This is a genomic window from Bacillota bacterium (genome assembly GCA_013177945.1).
Lineage (GTDB): Bacteria > Bacillota > DSM-12270 > Thermacetogeniales > Thermacetogeniaceae > Ch130.
Map to the genome: position 1 here is coordinate 68,108 of JABLXW010000013.1, position 20,636 is coordinate 88,743.

General features: G+C 54.4%; 19 protein-coding genes and 1 other RNA gene. 19 read left to right on the plus strand and 1 reads right to left on the minus strand.

Annotation, left to right across the window (positions count from 1 at the left end; all coding sequences use genetic code 11):
- Positions 1-26 precede the first annotated feature (26 nt).
- From HPY58_08525 to HPY58_08550, 6 genes are all read left to right on the plus strand, one after another.
- A complete protein-coding gene (locus tag HPY58_08525; protein NPV29680.1) occupies positions 27-1,331 on the plus strand; it encodes a histidine--tRNA ligase in 1,305 nt (434 codons plus the stop codon).
- Positions 1,310-3,100 carry an aspartate--tRNA ligase gene (gene aspS / locus HPY58_08530; protein ID NPV29681.1) on the plus strand — a complete coding sequence of 597 codons (1,791 nt, stop codon included), beginning with the start codon at positions 1,310-1,312 and terminating at the stop codon, positions 3,098-3,100. Before HPY58_08525 ends, aspS begins: the two co-directional genes overlap by 22 nt.
- 61 nt (positions 3,101-3,161) lie before the next feature.
- Positions 3,162-3,342, plus strand: a non-coding RNA gene (gene ssrS, locus HPY58_08535) — 6S RNA.
- Positions 3,343-3,381: 39 nt separating this feature from the next.
- Positions 3,382-4,215 (plus strand): hypothetical protein, encoded by an 834-nt coding sequence (locus HPY58_08540; GenBank protein NPV29682.1) that lies wholly within the window; start codon positions 3,382-3,384, stop codon positions 4,213-4,215.
- Positions 4,216-4,326: 111 nt separating this feature from the next.
- Positions 4,327-5,604, plus strand: coding sequence for a phenylacetate--CoA ligase (locus HPY58_08545; protein NPV29683.1), 1,278 nt, complete (start codon positions 4,327-4,329; stop codon positions 5,602-5,604).
- Positions 5,605-5,622: 18 nt separating this feature from the next.
- A complete protein-coding gene (locus HPY58_08550; GenBank protein ID NPV29684.1) occupies positions 5,623-6,054 on the plus strand; it encodes an ACT domain-containing protein in 432 nt (143 codons plus the stop codon).
- Here the strand turns inward: HPY58_08550 and HPY58_08555 are convergent.
- The gene (locus HPY58_08555; GenBank protein ID NPV29685.1) at positions 6,042-7,145 is read right to left on the minus strand and encodes a radical SAM protein; all 1,104 of its coding nucleotides are present in this window, start codon (positions 7,143-7,145) and stop codon (positions 6,042-6,044) included. The genes HPY58_08550 and HPY58_08555 overlap by 13 nt on opposite strands.
- Positions 7,146-7,403: 258 nt before the next feature.
- Between HPY58_08555 and HPY58_08560 the strand changes: the two genes are divergently transcribed.
- From HPY58_08560 to spoVE, 13 genes are all read left to right on the plus strand, one after another.
- Positions 7,404-8,024, plus strand: coding sequence for a Zn-dependent exopeptidase M28 (locus HPY58_08560; GenBank protein ID NPV29686.1), 621 nt, complete (start codon positions 7,404-7,406; stop codon positions 8,022-8,024).
- Between the two features lie 41 nt (positions 8,025-8,065).
- Positions 8,066-9,148, plus strand: coding sequence for a hypothetical protein (locus HPY58_08565; protein ID NPV29687.1), 1,083 nt, complete (start codon positions 8,066-8,068; stop codon positions 9,146-9,148).
- 63 nt (positions 9,149-9,211) lie between these two features.
- Positions 9,212-9,406 carry a DUF1858 domain-containing protein gene (locus HPY58_08570; protein ID NPV29688.1) on the plus strand — a complete coding sequence of 65 codons (195 nt, stop codon included), beginning with the start codon at positions 9,212-9,214 and terminating at the stop codon, positions 9,404-9,406.
- Positions 9,407-9,541: 135 nt separating this feature from the next.
- Positions 9,542-10,018 (plus strand): hypothetical protein, encoded by a 477-nt coding sequence (locus HPY58_08575; protein NPV29689.1) that lies wholly within the window; start codon positions 9,542-9,544, stop codon positions 10,016-10,018.
- 188 nt (positions 10,019-10,206) lie between these two features.
- On the plus strand, positions 10,207-10,647 hold the full coding sequence (mraZ, locus tag HPY58_08580; protein NPV29690.1) for a division/cell wall cluster transcriptional repressor MraZ: 441 nt from the start codon (positions 10,207-10,209) through the stop codon (positions 10,645-10,647).
- A gap of 34 nt (positions 10,648-10,681) precedes the next feature.
- Positions 10,682-11,608, plus strand: coding sequence for a 16S rRNA (cytosine(1402)-N(4))-methyltransferase RsmH (gene rsmH, locus HPY58_08585; protein ID NPV29691.1), 927 nt, complete (start codon positions 10,682-10,684; stop codon positions 11,606-11,608).
- Entirely contained in the window at positions 11,609-12,076 is a 468-nt protein-coding gene (gene ftsL / locus HPY58_08590) for a cell division protein FtsL (GenBank protein NPV29692.1), read from the plus strand. It abuts the gene before it with no gap.
- 15 nt (positions 12,077-12,091) lie between these two features.
- Entirely contained in the window at positions 12,092-14,227 is a 2,136-nt protein-coding gene (locus HPY58_08595) for a stage V sporulation protein D (protein NPV29693.1), read from the plus strand.
- Between the two features lie 67 nt (positions 14,228-14,294).
- Positions 14,295-15,782 (plus strand): UDP-N-acetylmuramoyl-L-alanyl-D-glutamate--2,6-diaminopimelate ligase, encoded by a 1,488-nt coding sequence (locus tag HPY58_08600; protein NPV29694.1) that lies wholly within the window; start codon positions 14,295-14,297, stop codon positions 15,780-15,782.
- Between the two features lie 3 nt (positions 15,783-15,785).
- Positions 15,786-17,180 (plus strand): UDP-N-acetylmuramoyl-tripeptide--D-alanyl-D-alanine ligase, encoded by a 1,395-nt coding sequence (murF, locus tag HPY58_08605; protein NPV29695.1) that lies wholly within the window; start codon positions 15,786-15,788, stop codon positions 17,178-17,180.
- Positions 17,173-18,150, plus strand: coding sequence for a phospho-N-acetylmuramoyl-pentapeptide-transferase (locus HPY58_08610; protein NPV29696.1), 978 nt, complete (start codon positions 17,173-17,175; stop codon positions 18,148-18,150). Before murF ends, HPY58_08610 begins: the two co-directional genes overlap by 8 nt.
- A 3-nt stretch (positions 18,151-18,153) precedes the next feature.
- Positions 18,154-19,521, plus strand: coding sequence for a UDP-N-acetylmuramoyl-L-alanine--D-glutamate ligase (gene murD / locus HPY58_08615; protein ID NPV29697.1), 1,368 nt, complete (start codon positions 18,154-18,156; stop codon positions 19,519-19,521).
- 12 nt (positions 19,522-19,533) lie between these two features.
- Complete coding sequence (gene spoVE, locus HPY58_08620) at positions 19,534-20,634, plus strand: stage V sporulation protein E (GenBank protein ID NPV29698.1); 1,101 nt, start codon at positions 19,534-19,536, stop codon at positions 20,632-20,634.
- Positions 20,635-20,636: the final 2 nt, after the last annotated feature.

A 20,636-nucleotide genomic window follows, 5' to 3' on the forward strand; every position in this document is an offset into this window, starting at 1 on the left:
CTTTGATCGCAAAGGAGTGGACTTGCATGGTAAGAGCACCCCGGGGGACAAAGGATCTGCTGCCGGGTGAGATTGAAAAGTGGCAGTACCTCGAAAAACTGGCCCGGGAACTCTGCAAAATCTACGGTTATCAGGAAATCAGAACCCCCATTTTCGAACACACCGAGCTGTTCCTGCGCGGAATTGGGGAAGAAACAGATATCGTTCAAAAGGAGATGTATACCTTTACCGACCGGGGGGGGAGAAGCATCACGCTCCGTCCTGAAGGAACGGCTCCGGTGGTGCGGGCTTATCTCGAGCATCGCCTTGATGCCCAACCCCAGCCTGTCAAGCTTTACTACCTGGGCCCCATGTTTCGCTACGACCGGCCTCAGGCCGGACGCTTCCGGCAGTTTCACCAGTTCGGTTTTGAGGTTTTTGGAAGCCACGATCCTGCTGTGGATGCCGAAGTAATTTCGCTTGCATGGGATTTTTTGAGCAGGCTCGGGTTGAGCGGGCTCCAGGTGGAGCTGAACAGCGTTGGCTGCCCTGCCTGCAGGCCTTCCTTTGCGGAGTCTCTGCGAACATTTTTTGGCATGCACCGGGACTCCCTTTGCTCTTTTTGCCAGGCGCGCTTGGAGCGCAACCCCCTGCGCCTGCTTGACTGCAAAATTCCCGGGTGCCGGGAGGTAGGCAGGGACGCCCCTTTGCTTCTTGATTATTTGTGCGATGATTGCTGTGCTCATTTTTCAAAGTTGCAGGACCTGCTCGGCGTCCTGAACATTCCTTTCCAGGTAAATGCCAGGCTGGTGCGGGGGCTTGACTACTATACCCGGACGGTGTTTGAAGTTTCCCTGGAGGCGCTCGGTGCTCAGAGTTCCCTTGCCGGAGGGGGGCGCTACAACAATCTTGTGGAGGCCTGCGGGGGGGAGCCGACACCTGGAATTGGCGTGGCGCTTGGGCTGGAACGCGTGCTGCTTGCCCTTGAAAAGCTGGGGGTCGGACTGCCTCTCGAAGCGCCGGAGCTTGTTTTTGTTGCGGCGGTTGGGGAAACGAATTTTCAGCAGCTAAACCGGGAGGCGCTTCGCCTTGTTGCCGAGTTGAGGCGCGCCGGGTATGCTGCGGATAAGGATTATCTGGGGCGGAGTTTGAAGGCGCAGATGAAGTTCGCAGGGAAAATAGGTGCGCGCTATGTAATCATAATGGGCGAAAAGGAGCTGCGCGAGGGGAACTTCATCCTGAGAGACATGAAGGAGGGAACTCAGTTTCTCCTGCGGCGGGAAGGGATTTTTGAATTTTTAGAGGATCTCAGAAACGGGGAGGAAGGCAAGTGGAAGGCCTCGGAGAATTAAAACGGACCCACGGGTGCGGCGAAATTCGCAGCCTGCACGCAGGCCAGGATGCGGTCTTAATGGGGTGGGTGCAGAGAAGGCGCGACCACGGGGGAGTAATTTTTTTAGATCTCCGGGATCGGAGCGGGGTTGTTCAGGCGGTCTTGAGTCCCGATCTCGATGCTCGCGCCTTTGAAAAGGGCCAGACCGTACGCGCCGAATATGTGGTTGCGGTCCGGGGGGAGGTAAGGCGCCGCCCCCCCGGCACGGAGAACCCCAACCTGGCGACTGGTGAAGTTGAGGTGGCCGTTGCGGAGCTCAGGGTTTTAAATCCGGCAAAACCGCTCCCTTTTTACCCTGGGGAAGCTGCTGATGTTGATGAAGCGGTGCGCCTGCGCTACCGTTATCTCGATCTGCGGCGCCCCGAGTGCTGGCAGGTCTTCAGGTTGAGACACCAGGCAACGATGGTGGTGAGGGAGTTCTTATCGAACAGGGGATTTCTGGAAATAGAAACCCCCATGCTCACCCGGAGCACTCCTGAAGGAGCGCGGGACTACCTGGTTCCGAGCCGGATTTACCCCGGCCATTTTTACGCGCTTCCGCAGTCACCCCAGCTCTTCAAGCAGGTCCTCATGGTGGCTGGTTTTGAGCGTTACTTCCAGTTTGCGAGGTGCTTCCGGGATGAAGACCTCAGGGCGGACCGCCAGCCTGAGTTCACCCAGCTGGATCTGGAGATGTCTTTTGTAAGCGAAGAAGAGATTTTCAGCTTGGTGGAGGAAATGCTTGCGGAGCTTTTTCGCGCGGTGCTCGGCGAAGAATTGGATGTTCCCTTTCCGCGCCTGAAATACCAAGAAGCCTTGAGCTGTTATGGTACGGACAAGCCGGATCTGCGCTATGGAATGAAAATTACCGATGTTTCGGAACTTGTAGGGAGCAGCTCCTGCCAGGTTTTTGCCAGGGCGGTGCAAGAGGGAGGAGTTGTGAAGGGGATCCGCGTCCCCGGGGGCAGCGCCTCTTTTTCCCGCCGTGCTCTTGATGAACTTGCCAGGCTGGTTGTGGGCTGGGGGGCGCGGGGGCTGGCATGGTTCCTTCTGGGAGACGAGGAGATTAAATCCCCCCTTGCAAAACTGTTTACTCCCCAGGAGTTGAAGGAGCTTGTGGCGCAGATGGAAGGGGAGCCGGGCGACCTTCTTCTTTTCCTCGCCGACCGGAAGGAGGTTGCCGAAAAGGTGCTGGGCCAGCTGCGGCTGGAACTGGGGAGGCGCCTGAACTTGGCCGATTCCCGCCGGTTTTCCTTTGTCTGGATCACTGATTTTCCCCTTCTTGAATATAATCAGGACGAGAAGCGGTACGAAGCTGTTCACCATCCCTTCACGGCTCCTTGCGAAGCCGACCTTCCATTTCTGGAGGAGGCTCCGGAGAGGGTTAGGGCAAGGGCGTACGATCTGATTTTGAACGGCACCGAAATCGGCGGCGGCAGCATCAGAAACCACCGGCGCGATTTGCAGGAGCGCATCTTTCAGGTCATCGGTCTCCCTCCCGGGGAAGCCGAAGAAAAGTTTGGCTTTCTGCTCGAAGCGCTTGATTACGGGGCTCCTCCCCATGGAGGCATTGCCTTTGGTTTTGATCGCCTTCTCATGTTGATGCTGGAACGCGAGACGATCCGCGATGTGATTGCCTTTCCCAAGACCCAGAGTGCCACCTGTCTCCTGACCCGCGCTCCGGCCCCCGTCGCCTTAAAGCAGCTTCAGGAGCTCCACCTTGTGTGCCGGGAGAAGATCCTTAAATAGGACGAGGGTTTTCTTGAATTAAGGGGGATGGTGTGATATTATTTTAACAGCCACAAGAGATAAAACCCTGCAATGTGCGTGGAAGTCAGGGAGTTTTGAGCCAACACCAATACAAGAGGAACCTGGGCTCTGGTTGTGGCTTGTAGGCCCTGCAGCAGGGAAACAAAAAGCAGCCAGGAGGGTACCACCGTGCGGAGCTGAGGTTCAGAAACGCCCGATTCCACGGCATTTGTGGGGTTTTTTGGTGGTCAAAAAGGCGACTTTCAAATGGGAGGTTGGCAATGACACCATTTGACTTTTTCTGGATTTTTCTGATTCTGGTGAGCTTTATTCCGATGATCAAACAGCACTATATTAATACCACCAGGCTTCGGCTTTTCAAGAGGATTGAAGAAAAGCGAAAATCCCGGGTGATCAGTTTAATCCACCGTCAGGAGTCGCTGAGTTTCCTGGGAATTCCTTTTAGCCGTTACATTGACATCGAGGACTCCGAACAGGTTTTGCGCGCCATCAGGCTCACACCCGATGATATGCCAATCGACCTGATCCTTCACACTCCTGGCGGCCTTGTGCTGGCGGCGGAGCAGATTGCCTATGCCCTGCGCAAACATCCCGCCAGGGTAACCGTTTTTATCCCTCATTATGCAATGTCGGGAGGGACTCTCATTGCCCTGGCTGCAGATGAAATCGTGATGGACGAGAACGCGGTGCTGGGTCCGGTTGATCCCCAGCTGGGGAAGTATCCGGCCGTTTCCATTCTTCAGGCGATCGAGCAGAAGGACCCCAACGAGATTGAAGATGAAACCCTCATCCTGGCAGATATTGCGAGAAAAGCAGTCCGGCAGGTTGAGGAGACGCTGCGCACCATTCTCAGCGATAAAATGAGCGAGGAGGAAGCAAGCCGGGTTGCGAAGGTTTTTACCGAGGGAAGGTGGACCCACGATTACCCGATCACCTGCGAGGTTTTGCGGGAACTGGGTCTTCCCGTCTCAACAGATCTCCCCAAAGAGGTTTATCTTTTGATGGATCTCTATCCCCAGCCTCCTCAGCGGCGCCCCTCGGTGCAGTTTGTACCTCTTCCTTACGGAAGGAGGGAACAGAACGGGGGCGCGTGATTTGCTGTTGACAAATGTTCTCCAGGTCCTTTAAGATCAGGCCATAGACTGGAGAGAGAAACGGGGGCGAGGAGGAGCGCAGAGGTGTACTGGAACGAAAAGTATGAATGCATGCCTCACGATGAGTTGCGTGCTCTTCAGGAAGAGCGCCTGCGGGCGACGGTGGAGCGGGTTTATTACGAAGTGCCCTTTTACCGGCGCGCTTTACAGGAGCGGGGTTTGGGGCCGCACGAAATTCGCTCCCTTTCCCTTGGTGATTTAACAAAACTTCCCTTCACCACAAAAGAGGACCTGCGCGATAACTATCCTTACGGCCTTTTTGCCGTGCCGTTGAGCGAAGTGGTGAGGCTGCATGCTTCTTCGGGAACGACCGGCAAGCCCACCGTGGTGGGATACACGCGGCAGGATCTCGATATCTGGGCCGAGGTGATGGCCCGCGCCCTTACCTGCTGCGGGACAACAAAGCACTCGATGATCCACAACGCCTATGGCTACGGTCTTTTTACGGGGGGGCTGGGTGTCCACTACGGTGCAGAGCGGATTGGAGCCTCGGTGATACCCGTGTCGGGGGGGCACACGAAGCGTCAGGTGATGATCATGAAGGATTTCGGCAGTACAATTCTCACCTGCACCCCCTCCTATGCCCTTTACATTGCAGAAGTAATGGAAGAGATGGGAATTTCCAAAGAGGATCTGAGGCTTAAGGGAGGCCTCTTTGGAGCGGAGCCCTGGTCCGAAAACATGCGGACCCAGATCGAGGCGCGCCTGGGGCTCACGGCCCTGGATGTCTACGGAATCAGCGAAATTATCGGGCCCGGTGTTGCCGTCGAATGCCCCGCAAAACAGGGCCTTCACATCTTCGAAGACCACTTTTTACCGGAAATCATCGATCCTGAAACCGGGGAACAGCTTCCCCCCGGAACACCCGGAGAACTGGTAATCACGACCATTACGAAGCAGGCACTTCCTTTGCTGCGTTATCGGACCCGGGATATCACTGCATTAATTCCCGGTCCCTGCCCCTGCGGACGGACTCACGTGAGGATGGAGCGTATTAAAGGCCGCACCGATGACATGCTGGTGATTAGAGGGGTTAACGTCTTCCCCTCCCAAATTGAAGAGGTTCTCTTCCGAATCAGCCATACCGAGCCCCATTATCTGATCATCGTTGAGCGCCGGGAGCAGCTGGACGAGCTGGAGGTTTGGGTGGAGGTTTCGGAGTCGGTTTTTTCTGATGAGGTGAAAAAACTCGAGCGTTTGGAATACCAGATTGCGCGGGAAATTCAGGATATTCTGGGAATTTCTGTAAGGGTAAAACTGGTGGAGCCGAGAACCATTGAACGGAGTGAGGGCAAGGCGAAGCGGGTTGTTGACCGCCGCCAGCTTTGAAAAGGGAGGAGGGGGCAGATGCCGGTTAAGCAGATTTCCGTTTTTTTGGAAAACAAGTGTGGTAGACTGGCCAGTGTAACAAGGGCGCTGGGCAGCCGCGATATTAACATCCGGGCCTTTTCGATTGCAGATACGACGGATTTCGGGATTTTGCGCCTGATCGTAAACCGGCCTGAGGAGGCTTATCAGGCCCTGCGAGATGAGGGGTTCACAGTGAGCATTACCGATGTGATTGCCGTCCGGATACCGGACAGGCCCGGCGGACTGGCAGATGTGCTGGAATTAATGCAGGAGGCGGGGGTCAACATTGAATACATGTATGCATTTGTAGAAAAAGTTTCGCGGGATGCCCTGGCCGTCTTCCGGGTTGAAAATGTGGATGCTGCCTTAAGACTGATGAGGGAAAAGGGGATTAAAGTGCTCAGTGGTGAAGAAGTCTACAATTTGTAGCGCACCTTGAGCCCATACCGGCGGGCGAGGTCGAGTGCTTCCCTGTATTCCTCGCGGGTGATGCGGCGATTCAGGGGAGGAAACTCGTGGGCGCGGTTTTCCGGGCGGTACTGGCTCATAATGTTGATAAACATCTGGGGAGATACGGTGGCAAGGTATCTCATGCAGCCTTCGGTTCCGGCCAGCCCGCCGGGAAGAACGAGATGCCGGACAATCAGGCCCCGTACGGCAATCCCCCGCTCGTCTACTACCAGATCGCCTACCTGCCGGTGCATTTCCCGGAGCGCAAGGCGCGCGATCTGGGGATAGTCGCGGACCCCTGAATATTTCTGGGCGATTTCCGGGTCGTCGTATTTGAAATCTGGCATGTAAATGTCGATGATGCCGTCGAGAAGCTTCAGGGTTTTTAAATCTTCGTAGCCCCCGCAGTTGTAGACCAGGGGAAGCCGCAGGCCTTTTTTGATGGCGAGTTCCAGAGCGGCCAGGATTGGGGGCACAAAATGCGTGGGTGTGACAAGGTTGATGTTATGGCACCTGTAGTAGTCTTGAAGCTCCAGCATGATTCCTGCGAGTTCTTCAGAAGTAACGGGCCGGCCGACACCCAGCCAGCTGATTTCGTAGTTCTGGCAGTAAACACATCTCATGTTGCAAAAGGTAAAGAAAATCGTGCCCGAGCCGTTGGTTCCTACAAGCGGCTGTTCTTCCCCGAAATGAGGTGCATAACTGGAAATAACAGCCTGGCTTCCGGAGCGGCAAAATCCCGTTTCCTCCTTTAACCTGTTGACTCCGCAATGGTGCGGGCAGATATCGCAGGCTGCAAGGCGCTCATAGCCCTCCTTGACTTTTCTGGAAAGCTCGCTGGAGCGGTAGGCTTGAAGGTAGCGAGGTTCCGGGTTCACTTGATTCACATCCCGAACACAATTTTTTCTATTTTGCCCATGGATTATACCACAATCCGGAGAAGGGAGAAAGGCAGGATACTTAAGCGAAGCGTCTATCTTTTTTTGCTGCTTTTTTTTGGGACAGTATTCTTTTGCGGCCTTTCTTTTTACAACCGGAGCTTTCCCGCGGTCCAAAGGCCGGAAGGGCATGGGGGAGTTTCGGAGCCATCGGGTGAGTTTGCGCTTTTTCACGTCCGAAAACTGGCATCCTTTTATTTTCAAGGGAGGGCGCCCGGCACAAAAGGGGGCTATCGGGCGGCCCGCTACCTGGCAGAGTGGTTTCAAAAGTCGGGCCTGAAGCCCGGGGGGGAAGGTGGAACCTACTATCAGACTGTATTGGGGCCCTGCTTTAAGCTGGCTATTCAGGAAAACCGGTGGAAACCCCAGATTTCAGGGGAAAAAAAGATAGTGAGCGAAAATGTTTTGGGGTTTCTCGGTGATGAGGCAGGCGCCGGCAGGGGTGTGGTTATCCTTTCGGCCCATTACGATCATCTGGGTGCGCTGAACGGAAATTTTTTTCCGGGCGCAAATGACAACGCCTCAGGGCTGGGAGTGTTGCTGGAGGTGGCGCGGGTTTTGGGGAGCCGCCCCGACCCTCCCAGGCACCGCATTCTTTTTGCCGCCTGGACCTTTGAGGAGGAGGGCCTCTACGGTTCCACCTTTTTCGCATCAACTTATCCGGCGGATAAAGTCAAGGCTGTAATCAACCTTGATTCGCTGGGCACCGGCGAGGCAAGGGAATTCCTTTTATGGACGCATCAGCAAAAAAATCCGCTGGCACCTCTGGTTACGGGAACAGGGGAGAAGCTCGGTTTGCGTCTTTCTTCCAGGGTTCTCCCTTCGCAAACACCTCACACCAGCGATCACCAGCCGTTTGCGGAGCGTGGCGTTCCTGCTGTAACCATTTTGTCACCGAACTGGCTGGAGAAAAATCATACCTTGCAGGATGTAGAGGGTGAAATCAATGCCGGTAAATTAGAGAATGCGGCGAGGCTGGTAGTCAGGGTTGTTGAAAAGCTGGCATACTAGCATGCCTTGAAGCAAATTACTTTGAAGGAGGAGAACACGGGATGGAATTTCGACCGGCCGGACTCGCGACGGGAATTGGAAGTCTCCCGCACACAGATCCCTTTTTTGCCGTCACCCTGGTCAGGAAGTACTTTCCCTACCTGCCGCACTGGCCCCAGCTCCCCAGGGCTACCCCAAAGGAGGGGTATCTGACGCAGTTCTTGCAGTTATTGCAGGAGTTGGGGCTTCTGCGGGTGCAGAGTGGCAACTGGGCCTGTTTTACCAGTGATGAGCCCTCCTGGGCCGAACGCCTGGCCCGGTTCTACGAGATTTACCTTCAAGCTGCTTCGGGAGAGGAGGAGAGCCTGGGCTGTTTTGCTTTCCCTCCTGGCGCGGCGGAAGGCTTTTACCAGCTTTGCAGGGATCTCGTGGAGAATGGGACAGGTGCGGCGCGTTTTCTTAAAGGCCAGGTTGTGGGTTTATTGACGGTGGGTTTTCAGCTTACCGATCCGGAGGGCCGCCCCGCCTACTACGACCCCCACCTGCGTGATGTTCTTTTAAAGCAGTTGTCGCTCCAGGCGGCATGGCAGGTGCGGACCCTGGGAGGGTTTGGGCTTCCGGTTCTTATTTTCATGGACGACCCGGTGATTTACAGTTACGGAATGTCAGAAAGGATTGGAGTCACCAGGGAGGAAATTATTGCTGCCTTGGGGGAATTTGCTGCCGTGGTCCGGGGTCAGGGGGGCCTGGCGGGGGTTCATTCCTGTGCCGACCTTGACTGGTCGCTTCTTTTAGAGGCCGACATTGATGTGATCAGCTTCGACGCCTACCAGTTTTCTGGAAGCTTCTCCCTTTATCCTGAGTTTATCCAATCCTTTCTGGCGAAAGGAGGAGTCATCGCCTGGGGTCTGATTCCAACCTCCAGCGAGATCTTAAAAGAGGATGCTGCTTCTTTAACAAGGCGAGCCTATCATCTTTTACACGACCTGCGTGAGAAAAAAGTAGACCTGGAATTGCTCCGAACCCAGGCGCTGGTTACTCCTGCCTGCGGAACGGGAACATTAACAGAAGAGCTTGCCCTTCGTGTTTATGAATTAACGGCAGATCTGGCATCCAGATGGGACGCAGTCTTCGAAAGGCTTTAACCCAAATTGCTTAGGAGCGGAACATATGGTAAAATTAGAAAAAAATCAGGGAGGGGAGAAGAGATGATCACCAAGGATATGACCATTGCCGAAGTTCTTGCAAGAAGCCCCCAAACAGCCGAGGTTTTTCTCTCCTATGGGATGCACTGTTTGGATTGCCCAACCGCAAGGGCCGAAAGTGTTGAAGAGGCAGCAGAAGCACACGGGATCAATGTAGAGGAACTCTTAAGCCAGCTGAACAGGTTGGCCATCCACTGAAAAAAAGAACCGGAGAAAAGAACTCCGGTTCTTGTTTTTCCGGAAAATTTTTGTTTCGGATACTGTATTCTTACATAAAAAAAGAAAAGATGGGGATAATTGAAATGTTAAAGATTAACAAGGAGGTGAATGGTAATGCCGGTTAAACTGGTGTGGCTGGCCCTGTTTTTCTTGCTGTGGGCGGTCGTGTTTCTGGTAGTGCCGCGGGACCGGATCGTCAATTTGCTTTTGCCGAGCTTTCTTGGAGGGACTGTGGTTGCGCTTGTTGTCAACCTGATCGGGGCATCGGTTTTGGGGTTGTGGCGCTTTCCGGTTGCCCTGGTGCCAGTCCTGGGCATCCCTCTTTTCTTTCTGCTGGCCTATATGCCGGCCATGTTATTGTTCCTTCATTATTGGGACCATCTGCCTGGAGGAAGCACTGAAAAGGTGCTTTATCTGATCACCTTCAGCCTTGCAAATACGGTTCTGGCATACTTCGCCCTCAGCCTGGGGTATGTCGTTTTCATCCGGTGGAATCTCCTTTATTTCTTTCTTTTAGCATTAGCTCTCTACGGATTGGTTGCTCTTCTCTTTTTTGCACCTGGTGTTCGCGCGGTGCTCCGAAAGATATAAAACCTGTTTCCTATCCCCCCATTTTTTTAAGATTTAATCTCCACCGCTCAGGTGGAGTTTCTTTTTAAGTCCTAAAAAATTTTTTAATTTTTTTTGATCAAGAAGGATTTTGCCGGGGGGACGGAGAATATGAGGTGGCAATGAGTGGTGGAAAGTGGTTAACTGGTTAATCAAAGTGGGGAGAAAGTGTGTTCATCGGTGAATACCACCACATCCTTGATGGAAAAGGACGGCTCATTCTTCCGGCAAAGTTTCGCATTCGCCTCGGAGATCGCTGCATCGCGACCCGGGGTCTGGATCACTGTCTTTTTATCTTCCCCCTGGAGGAGTGGCGCTCCCTTGAGCAGAGGCTGCGGAATCTTCCTTTGACCAAACCCGAGGCAAGGGCCTTTTCCCGCTTCTTTTTTTCGGGAGCTACGGAATGCGAACTGGATGGGCAGGGGCGGATTCTGGTTCCTCCTTCGCTTCGCACCTACGCGGGAATCAGCAAAGAAGTGGTCATTATTGGCGTTTCTACAAGGATCGAAATCTGGGCGAAAGAAAGCTGGCTGGAGTACTGCACGAAAGCGGAAGAAGCCTACGAGGAATTGGCGGAAAAGATGGGGGAGGGTGGCATGATTGGTGCCTGAGCTTGAGCACAAACCCGTCCTCCTGGCAGAGACCATGGAAATGCTCGCGGTGCAAGAGGCTGGGGTTTACGTTGACTGCACTCTGGGGTCAGGGGGGCACGCGCGGGAGATCCTTGCAAGGATGGGCCCCCGGGGGCGTTTGATCGGAATAGACAAGGACCAGAGTGCTTTGAGTCTGGCGCAGGAGGCGCTTGCCCCATTTCGCGACCAGGTTACTTTTGTCGCGCGGGATTTCCGGCATCTTCGAGATATTTTAACGGAACTGGGAATTTCCCGGGTTGACGGGATTCTATTTGACCTGGGAGTTTCCGCTTTCCAGGTGCTCGATCCCCAGCGGGGATTCAGTTACAGCCACGATGCCCCCTTAGACATGAGGATGGACCGGACGGCAAGCGTGACCGCATCAGATCTGGTAAATAATCTTGATGAAAAAGAGTTGGCCTCTTTAATTTTTCGCTACGGTGAGGAGAAGTGGGCGCGCAGGATTGCTTCTCTGATTGTCGCGCGCAGGAGAAAGGCTCCGATTACAACGACCGGCCAGCTTGTTGAGATTATTAAGGCCGCCATCCCTGCCCCCGCGCGCCGCAGGGGTCCCCACCCGGCCAAGCGCACCTTTCAGGCGCTTCGCATCGCCGTAAATGACGAGCTGGCCGGACTTGCCGAGGGCCTGCAGGCGGGGATTTCCTTTTTAGCTCCCGGAGGGCGGATCGTAGTTATTTCTTTTCACTCTCTGGAGGACCGGATCGTGAAAAACATTTTCCGGGACTATGCTTCTTCCTGTGTCTGCCGCGACCGCCGGGTGTGCACCTGCGGAAAGGGGATCTTGCGTATTTTAACCCGAAAACCTCTCACACCAACAAGCTGTGAAGTTAAACTCAACCCCAGGGCGCGGAGCGCGAAGCTGCGGGCGGCTGAAAGAATTGATTCTGCTGCGGGGTGTACTACCGGAAAAAAGAGGTGAATAGATTTGGTATTGGCAGAAAAGAGATCCTTGGCTTACTCCCCCGGGCCAGAGCCGGAAATCCGGCCTCAAAGAAAACCGTTTTTAAAATACGTCCAGGTAGCCGGCCTGATTTTGTCTCTTTTTGGTTTCGGTTTATTTTACACCTATAAACATACCAGGGTCATTGCCCTGGGGTACGAGATCGAGAAGGCAAGGCAAAATATTGCTGCTTTGCAAAGGGAGAACGAGCGATTAGAATTAGAAATAGCGAAGCTTCAGAGGCCTGAACGTATTGAGGAGATCGCAAGAACGAAATTAGGAATGGAAGAGCCTGAAAAAGTCCTCCTTGCATCCCTTCCTCCGGAGCCAGAGCGTACTGAGGGTGCACTTCAGGCAACTGCTCAAAATCGGGAAAAGGGATGGAAAAGGATAATCCTCCTTGTGGCTTATCAGTTCACTGGTCGGGCCGAAGCTTCGCCCCGCTGACGGGGTGAAAGTTGCTTGCCGAAAAGAAACATCGAAGTTCGGAAAAGGGTCACCGTTCTCTTTTTTGGCATCATGGCCGTTTTTTTTCTCCTGGTGCTGCGTTTGGCCTGGCTGCAGCTGGTGCGGGGGACCTGGTACCAGCAGCAGGCCCTCCGGAACCGGATCCGGGAGGTTGTGGTTGAACCCAAGCGGGGAGTGATTTACGACCGCAAGGGAAATGAACTCGCCGTCAGCATCAGCGCAGACGCGGTTTACGGAATTCCCGCCGAGGTGAAGCAGTCGGGAAAAGCTGCCTGGATCGCCCGGAAAGTGGCAGAGATCCTTAACATGAAGGAAAGCGAGGTTTACGAGCGCCTTACCAGGAACCAGCACTCGGTATGGGTTAAATTCAAGGTGGAGCCGGAGCAGGCGCGGGCCCTGCGGCGGTTGCGTTTGCCTGGAATTGGAATCGTTCCCAAGCCCCAGCGTTTTTATCCAAAGAAGAATCTTGCCGCTCATGTTCTGGGAATTGCCGGGGATTATAACCAGGGGCTGGAGGGGATTGAAGTGGCTTATGATCGAGAACTTTCCGGAATTCCGGGCCGCCTGCTGGTGGAGTACGACGCTGCAGGCCGGGAAATTCCCGAATCTACCCATAAATTTATTGAACCCGAGCAGGGTTTAAACCTTGTTCTCACCATTGACCAGACGATTCAATATTTCGCCGAACGGGAACTGGAAAAGGTGGTTCGGGAGCGCCGCCCGAAAAGCGCCACCATCATTGTGATGGACCCCCGGACAGGGGAAATTCTTGCCCTGGCCAACAGGCCCGATTTCGATCCCAACGAATATCACAAGTATCCTGCCCAGGCCCGGAGAAATATCGCCATTTCGAACAGCTACGAGCCCGGTTCTACCTTTAAGGTTGTGACCCTTGCGGCAGCTCTCGAGGAGGGTCTGGTCAGCAGAAATGACCGTTTTTTCGATCCGGGTTATATTAAAGTGGGGGACCGGATTATGCACTGCTGGCTCCCAGGTGGGCACGGGAGCGAATCCCTCGCGGAAGTTGTTCAGAATTCGTGCAACCCCGGGTTTATCTCGATCGGTCTCAGGGTGGGAACGGAAAAGTTTTATAAGTACATAAAGGCCTTTGGGTTTGGCCAGCCGCTCGGGATCGATTTGCCCGGCGAGGCGGCGGGGATACTCATGCCCCAAAAGAATGTCAAGCAGGTGGATCTGGCCAGCATGTCGATCGGCCAGGCAAATGCCGTAACCCCTTTGCAGTTGATATCCGCGTTTGCGGCGATTGCCAACGGGGGGAAGCTGATGAGGCCCCATCTGGTCAAGGAATTGCGGAACAGCAAGGGCGAGGTAGTCAAGCGTTTTCAGCCCCAGGTGATTCGCCAGGTAATTTCAGCAGAAACCGCCCGCGAAATGCAGGATCTGCTGGAAAAAGTGGTTTCCAACGGTACAGGCCGCAATGCTTATATTGAGGGTTACTCGGTTGCCGGAAAGACCGGTACTGCACAAAAACCAGCCCCTGGAGGAGGTTATTCTCAAACAGACTACGTGGCATCCTTTGTAGGTTTTGCCCCGGTTGATGATCCCCGCCTTGCTGTTTTAGTGGTGGTTGACACTCCGCAGGGTTACCCCTATTACGGAGGCACCGTCGCGGCCCCGATTTTCCGTGAAGTTGTCCGGGACAGTTTGCGCTATTTAGGGGTGCCGTTCCGCTATCAATCAAAAGAACCTGCTCCAGGCGAAGAGATGGCGGTTGTTCCCCCGGTTGTCAATTTGCCTGTTGAGGAAGCGGAAAGGGTTTTGAATGAGGCGGGCCTTGAAGGGGTGCGCGTCGGTCAGGGTAATCTGGTCTACCGGCAGGTGCCTGTAGACGGCGTAAAGATGAAGAAGGGGAGCAGGGTTCTCCTCGATCTGGAACAACCCCCCCAGGACTCCGGGCAGGAACTGGTTGTTCCCGACTTAAAAGGGAAAAGCCTCCGGGAGGCAGCCGAACTTTTAGGAATGATGAACCTTGTTCTGGTTTTTGAAGGAGAACCTTTTCCAACAGGAATAGCCGAGGAGCAGGAGCCGCCTGCCGGAGTCAAGGTTCCGCCGGGGAGCAGAGTCAGGGTCAGGTTTCGCCCCCCTTCGGTATCGGGTCCGGGTCCTTAACTAAGCCAGGGAAATTTTGGATAAAATAGAAATGAAAACTGTGGCAGGAAAACTGGGAGATGGTTGAATGGGAGTTACCTTTCAGGATCTGCTTCAGGGGATTGAAATTGCGGCTGCCAGGGGTTTGGAGACTCCTGTGGAAGGAATTCACTACGATTCCCGTCAGGTAAAACCTGGTTTTATCTTTGTGGCGATTAAAGGATTCCGCACCGACGGCCATTTCTATCTTGACGAGGCCGTGGCGCGGGGCGCCGTCGGGCTGGTTGTTGAAAGGGAGGTTCCGGTGCCGCCCGGGGCCGCCTGGGCGCGCGTCAGGGACACGCGGCGCGCCCTGGCTTCTCTTGCTGCGAATTTTTACGGGCATCCCAGCCGGGAACTTACCCTTATCGGAGTGACCGGAACAAACGGAAAGACAACCACAACCCATTTGATCGAGGCGGTTTTGCGTGCGAAAGGGATTAAGACGGGGCTGATCGGAACGGTTTGGAATAAAATAGGTGAGAAGGAACTGCCGGTTCTTCATACAACTCCCGAATCCCTGGAACTTCAATCTTTGCTCCGGGAAATGGTTGGTGCAGGCGTCGCGGCAGTTGCAATGGAGGTTTCTTCCCACGGCCTTTTTTTAAAGCGGGTGGCAGAATGCGAGTTTGACGCCGCCGTTTTTACAAATTTAACCCGGGATCACCTCGACTTTCACAAAAACCTGGATGAGTATCTGGCGGCAAAAATGCTTCTTTTTACAGGGCTCGGAAAAAACCGGACCAAAAAGCGGCCCTGTTATGCAGTTGTCAACATTGACGATCCTGCAGGCAGGGAAATCGCGCGCAGCGTTGACCTGCCTGTAATCACTTACGGAATTCGGGAGAATGCCGGCGTGAGGGCGGAAAAGGTCAACTTATCGGCAAGAGGAACTGAATTTACTGTAAGATACCAGAAAGAGGAAATACCCTTCTTCCTCTCGCTTCCGGGGGAGTTTAATGTTTATAATGGTCTTGCGGCAATCTGTGTTGGTCTTCAGGAGGGTGTTGAGGTATCATTTTTGCAGGAGACGCTTCAGAAGGCGAAAGGAGCCCCTGGACGTTTTGAGGTGGTGGAGCAGGGTCAGGACTTCACGGTAGTCGTCGACTATGCCCATACTCCCGATGGGCTGGAGAATGTCCTGCGCACCGCCCGTGCCCTTACCCAAGGCAGGATCATTACTGTATTCGGCTGCGGGGGGGACCGGGACCCCGGTAAAAGACCGCTGATGGGGAGGATTTCAGGTGAGCTGAGCGATTTTACAATTATCACCTCGGATAACCCCCGCAGTGAAGACCCTGTCCAGATCCTGGCTCAAATTGAAGCCGGGATCAAGCAGATACCGAATGCCAGGTATCTGGTGATCGAAGACCGCTATGAGGCAATCCGGGCCGCCTTGCATCACGCCCGCGCCGGTGATTTTGTGATCATTGCAGGGAAGGGGCACGAAGACTACCAGATCATCGGCGAGAAGGTGGTGCCCTTTAGCGATCGCTCTGTAGCCCGGGAAATTATCGCAAAGGAGATTTTAAGTTAGGAAATGGAGCCGCTTCGAATTGCCGAAGTTGTACGTGCTGTTAAGGGGCAGCTTGTTCAGGGAAATCCGGAAACGGTAGTAACCGGTATTGCCACGGATAGCCGGAGCGTGCAGGCGGGGCAGCTGTTTTTTGCTTTTCCGGGGAGCCGGGTGGACGGACATTCCTTCGTTGAGGATGCCCTGAGGAGCGGCGCCTCCGGAGCGGTGATTTCGAAGTCTGTTAAGGCTGCTGCCGACAAGCCCCTGGTCCTGGTTCCTGACACCTTTCAGGCCCTCCGGGATCTTGCCCAGCATTACCGGTCCCTTTTTCAGATCCCGGTAATTGCGGTAACCGGGAGCACCGGCAAGACAACCACCAAGGATTTAATTGCTGGAGTCCTCGCAACCCGCTTTTCTGTCTTAAAAACCGAAGGAAATCAGAACAACGAAATCGGGGTCCCTTTAACGATTTTACGTATTGAGCAGCCACACAATGCCGTGGTTCTGGAAATGGCGATGCGCGGGCGGGGAGAAATCGCCGAGCTTTGCCGGATTGCCCGGCCCCAGGTAGGAGTTATTACAAATATCGGAAAAACACACCTGGAAAGGCTTGGCACCCAGGCGGCGGTTGCCGAGGCCAAGGGGGAGCTCCTTGCGGCACTTCCCCCTGGGGGCTGCGCCGTCCTGAACGGGCAGGACCCCTGGCAGCTGACCCTGGCCCGGCGCTTTCGGGGAGATATCATTTTCTACGGCGTGGGAAAGGATTTTCCCGTTTGCGCCCTGGATATCAGGCTGCGCGGCCTGGAGGGGACGGAATTTCTTCTGCGGACCCCCCGCGGGGAAAACGTTTGCTTTCTTCCCCTTCCGGGCCGGCATAACGTTCTCAACGCCCTGGCAGCGGCAGCGGTGGGCCACCGGTTTGGCTTGACACCCGGGGAGATCAGCAGGGGTTTGGCGTCTGCTGCAGGAACCCGGATGCGGTTCGAGGTCAAAGAAGGCGCAAGAGGAAGCAAAATTATCGATGACACCTACAATGCCAGTCCGGCTTCTGTAATTGCGGCCTTGCAATTGCTCGCCGGGGTTCCCTGCAGGGGGCGGACCATTGCGGTTCTCGGTGATATGTATGAGTTGGGCTGGTATACAGTCCAGGGGCACCGGGAAGTGGGGAGGGTTGCCGGAGAATTGAAGCTGGACTGCCTGTGTACGGTAGGGGAATTAGCCAGGGAGATCGCCTGCGGGGCCCGGGAAGCGGGGATGGACCGGGAGAAAGTAAAAGTCTTCCTGGATAAGATGGAGGCGCTGGCCTTTCTCAGAGAATTTCTGGAACCGGGAGATCTTGTGCTTGTCAAAGGGTCCCGCGCTCTCAAAATGGAAGAAATTGTTGCAGGCCTCTGTGACCGGGTGATCTCCCATGGATGAAATTTTCCAGGCCGGAATCGCCTTCGGGATCAGTTTGATTATCACCTTGCTTTTGGGGCCCTTTTTTATCCCCCTCCTCTACCGTCTGAATTTCGGCCAGGAGATCAGGAATGACGGCCCCCGCTCTCACCTGCAAAAACGCGGCACCGCCACAATGGGAGGCTTCATGATTCTTACCGGGACGGCCCTGGCCAGTTTTCTCGTTGCCGGCTATGCTCCCCAGAACCTTCTTTTGCTGGGGGTTATGTTTGGATGTGGTTTGCTGGGGTTTGCAGACGATTTTTTAAAAGTAGTGCTCAGACGGCCGCTGGGCTTAAAGGCCCGCATGAAAATTTCAGGCCAGTTAATCCTCGGTTTTTTACTGGCCTGGGGTGCGCTTTTGCTCCAGAGAGGCACTTCGCTTCTGCTCCCCCTGGCGGGGCTTACCCTGGACCTCAAACTTTTTTATATCTTCTTCGTGGTCCTGGTTTTGGTGGCAACCACAAACGCCGTCAACCTAACCGACGGGCTCGACGGCCTGGCCGGCGGCTTGATTGTGATTGCAGGCCTGGCGTACATGATAATTGCCTGGATGACCGGGCAAAATCAGGCTGCTGTTTTTGCAGCTGCTTTAGCAGGGAGTTGCCTGGGTTTTCTCCGCTATAATTTTCATCCCGCCCGGGTTTTTATGGGGGATACCGGTTCCCTGGCTTTGGGAGGAGGTCTTGCCGGGCTTGCCGTTCTTACTCGTTCTGAACTGGTCCTGGTCATCATCGGAGGGGTGTTTGTTCTGGAGGCTCTTTCCGTAATTATTCAGGTTGTCTCTTTCCGGTGCACGGGAAGGCGGGTTTTTCGGATGAGTCCGCTCCATCACCACTTTGAGTTAAAGGGGTGGCCCGAGGTTAAGGTGGTCTACTTTTTCTGGCTGCTTGGTTTGTGTTTCGCAATTGTGGGGCTGCTGGCAATGCAGGGAATGGGCAGGAGTGTTTGAAAAATGCTTGATCTGAGGCAGAAAAAGGTTCTTGTAATCGGGATGGCGCGAAGCGGGCAGGCCGCCCTCCGCTTTTTGGCAGGCTCAGGAGCCCGGGTGACCGCGGCCGACCTCAAGCGCGAGGAGGAGCTGGGAAAAGAATTTCAGGAACTGAAAAAGCTCCCCGCAACCTTTGTAACCGGGGGTTACCCCCCGGTAAGGCCTGGCGAGTACGATTTGATCATTGTCAGCCCTGGCGTTCCCCCGACGATTCCTCCTGTTAAAAGGGCCAGGGATTTCGGCATCCCTGTTTGGAGCGAACTGGAACTGGCGGCGCGGTTTATCAAGCAACCGATCATTGCTGTGACAGGCACAAACGGAAAAACGACCACAACCTCGCTTTTAGGGTTTATTTTTCAAAAGGCCGGAATCAGGTGTGTTGTTGCAGGCAACATTGGGGTCCCTTTGATTCAGGAAGTTGAAAGGATTAATAAGAGCGGGGAGCATGTTGCTTACTGGATTGTAGAGGTAAGTTCCTTTCAACTGGAACTTATTGCTGCTTTCCGGCCGTGGATCGCAGTTTTTTTAAATTTGACTCCCGATCACCTTGACAGGCACGGCACCCTGGAGAACTACGGCAAAATCAAGGCCCGGATCTTCGAAAACCAGGGTCCCGGTGATTTTGCGGTGCTCAACCGGGATGACCCCTGGCTTGCGAAAATGCCCTCCCGCCTGAAGAGTCAGGTTTACTGGTTTTCCCGGCTGGGGATTCCAAATCAGGGAATCGGAAGGGAGGGTGACCGGATTGTTTTTGCCCGTCAGGGTGAAAAGGAGATTTTATGCACCACCCGGGATATCAGTTTGCCGGGGCCCCACAATCTGGAAAACGCCCTTGCGGCAGCTGCAGCCTCCCTTTTGGCGGGAGTGGAAAAGGAAGCGGTGGTTCAGGCCCTTTCCACCTTCCCCGGTGTCCCTCACCGTTTGGAACTCGTGCGAATTGTTAACAGGGTAAAGTATATCAACGATTCAAAAGGCACCAACCCGGAATCGGTTTTGAAAGCCCTTGATGCTTACCAGGAGCCGATCATCCTGATCGCCGGGGGAAAGAACAAGGGGAGCGACTTTCGCCTTCTTGCCGAAAAAATTCAAGAGAGGGTAAAGGCTCTTATTTTACTCGGCGAAGCAGCCCCTTTAATCCGGGAGGCGGTTCGTGCGACCGGATTTAGCCAGATCCGGGAGGCTGCCTCCCTTGCTGAAGCGGTTCGGATCGCCCACAGTTTCGCGCGGCCTGGCGATGTGGTTCTTCTTTCTCCTGCCTGCGCCAGCTGGGATATGTTTCGGGATTTTGAAGAAAGAGGCGACCTCTTCCGGCAGCTGGTGGCGCAACTTTAAGGGGGGGATGAGTTGAAACCGCGCAAAAAAGCCCCGGATTTTGTGCTCTTTGTGGTGACCCTTTTGCTTTTGACGGTGGGCGTGATCATGGTTCTCAGCGCCAGTTACGTAATTGCAGAGACGCGCTATGCCGACGGGTATTACTTCCTGAAAAGGCAGCTTCTGTGGGCCCTTCTGGGCATCGCCGGGATGACCACGGTGATGAAGATCGATTATTCGCGCTTTAAGAAATGGGCAACCCCCCTTTTCGGCCTGGCGGTGCTCCTTTTGGTTCTCGTTTTAATTCCGGGGGTCGGGATCTCGATTAAAGGGGCAAGCCGCTGGCTCGGGGTGGGCTCCCTTACCTTCCAGCCCTCTGAAGTTGCCAAACTTGCACTTGTCGTCTTTCTGGCAAAAAATCTTGCTGCCCGGCCAGATCAGATCAAGTTCTTTTTCCAGGGGTTTTTCCCCAAGATCCTGATCGTGGGACTCATTTGCGGCCTGATTCTTGCCCAGCCTGACCTGGGAACCGCGGTGGCCATTGCCGGAACCTCGTACCTGCTCTTTCTTGCTGCAGGTGCACGGAAAACCCATCTGGCCGGTCTCGCCCTTTTAGGGTTAGCGCTGGTTGGAGCTGCAATTTATGTGGCGCCCTACCGGATGGCACGTTTTACGGCTTTTTTAAACCCTTGGGCCGACCCCCTGGGAAACGGGTTCCAAACCATTCAGTCTCTCTACGCGGTAGGTTCGGGAAGGCTCTTTGGGATGGGCTTAGGGCAGGGGAGGCAGAAATTTCTTTATCTTCCTGAGCAGCATACCGATTTCATCTATGCCGTCTTATGTGAAGAACTCGGGTTTCTTGGAGCCCTTTTTGTTCTCCTGCTTTTTTTTGCCTTTATGTGGCGCGGCCTGAAAATCGCCTTAAAGGCGCCTGACACCTTTGGGGCCCTCCTTGCCACAGGGATCACCATCATGGTCGTGCTGCAGGCCCTGATAAACATCGGTGTTGTTACCGGGAGCTTGCCTGTAACCGGGATTACCCTCCCTTTAATCAGCTTTGGAGGCTCTTCACTCACTTTGAACTTAGTGGGAATTGGAATTCTGTTAAATATTTCTCAACATCTCGAAGAATAGGG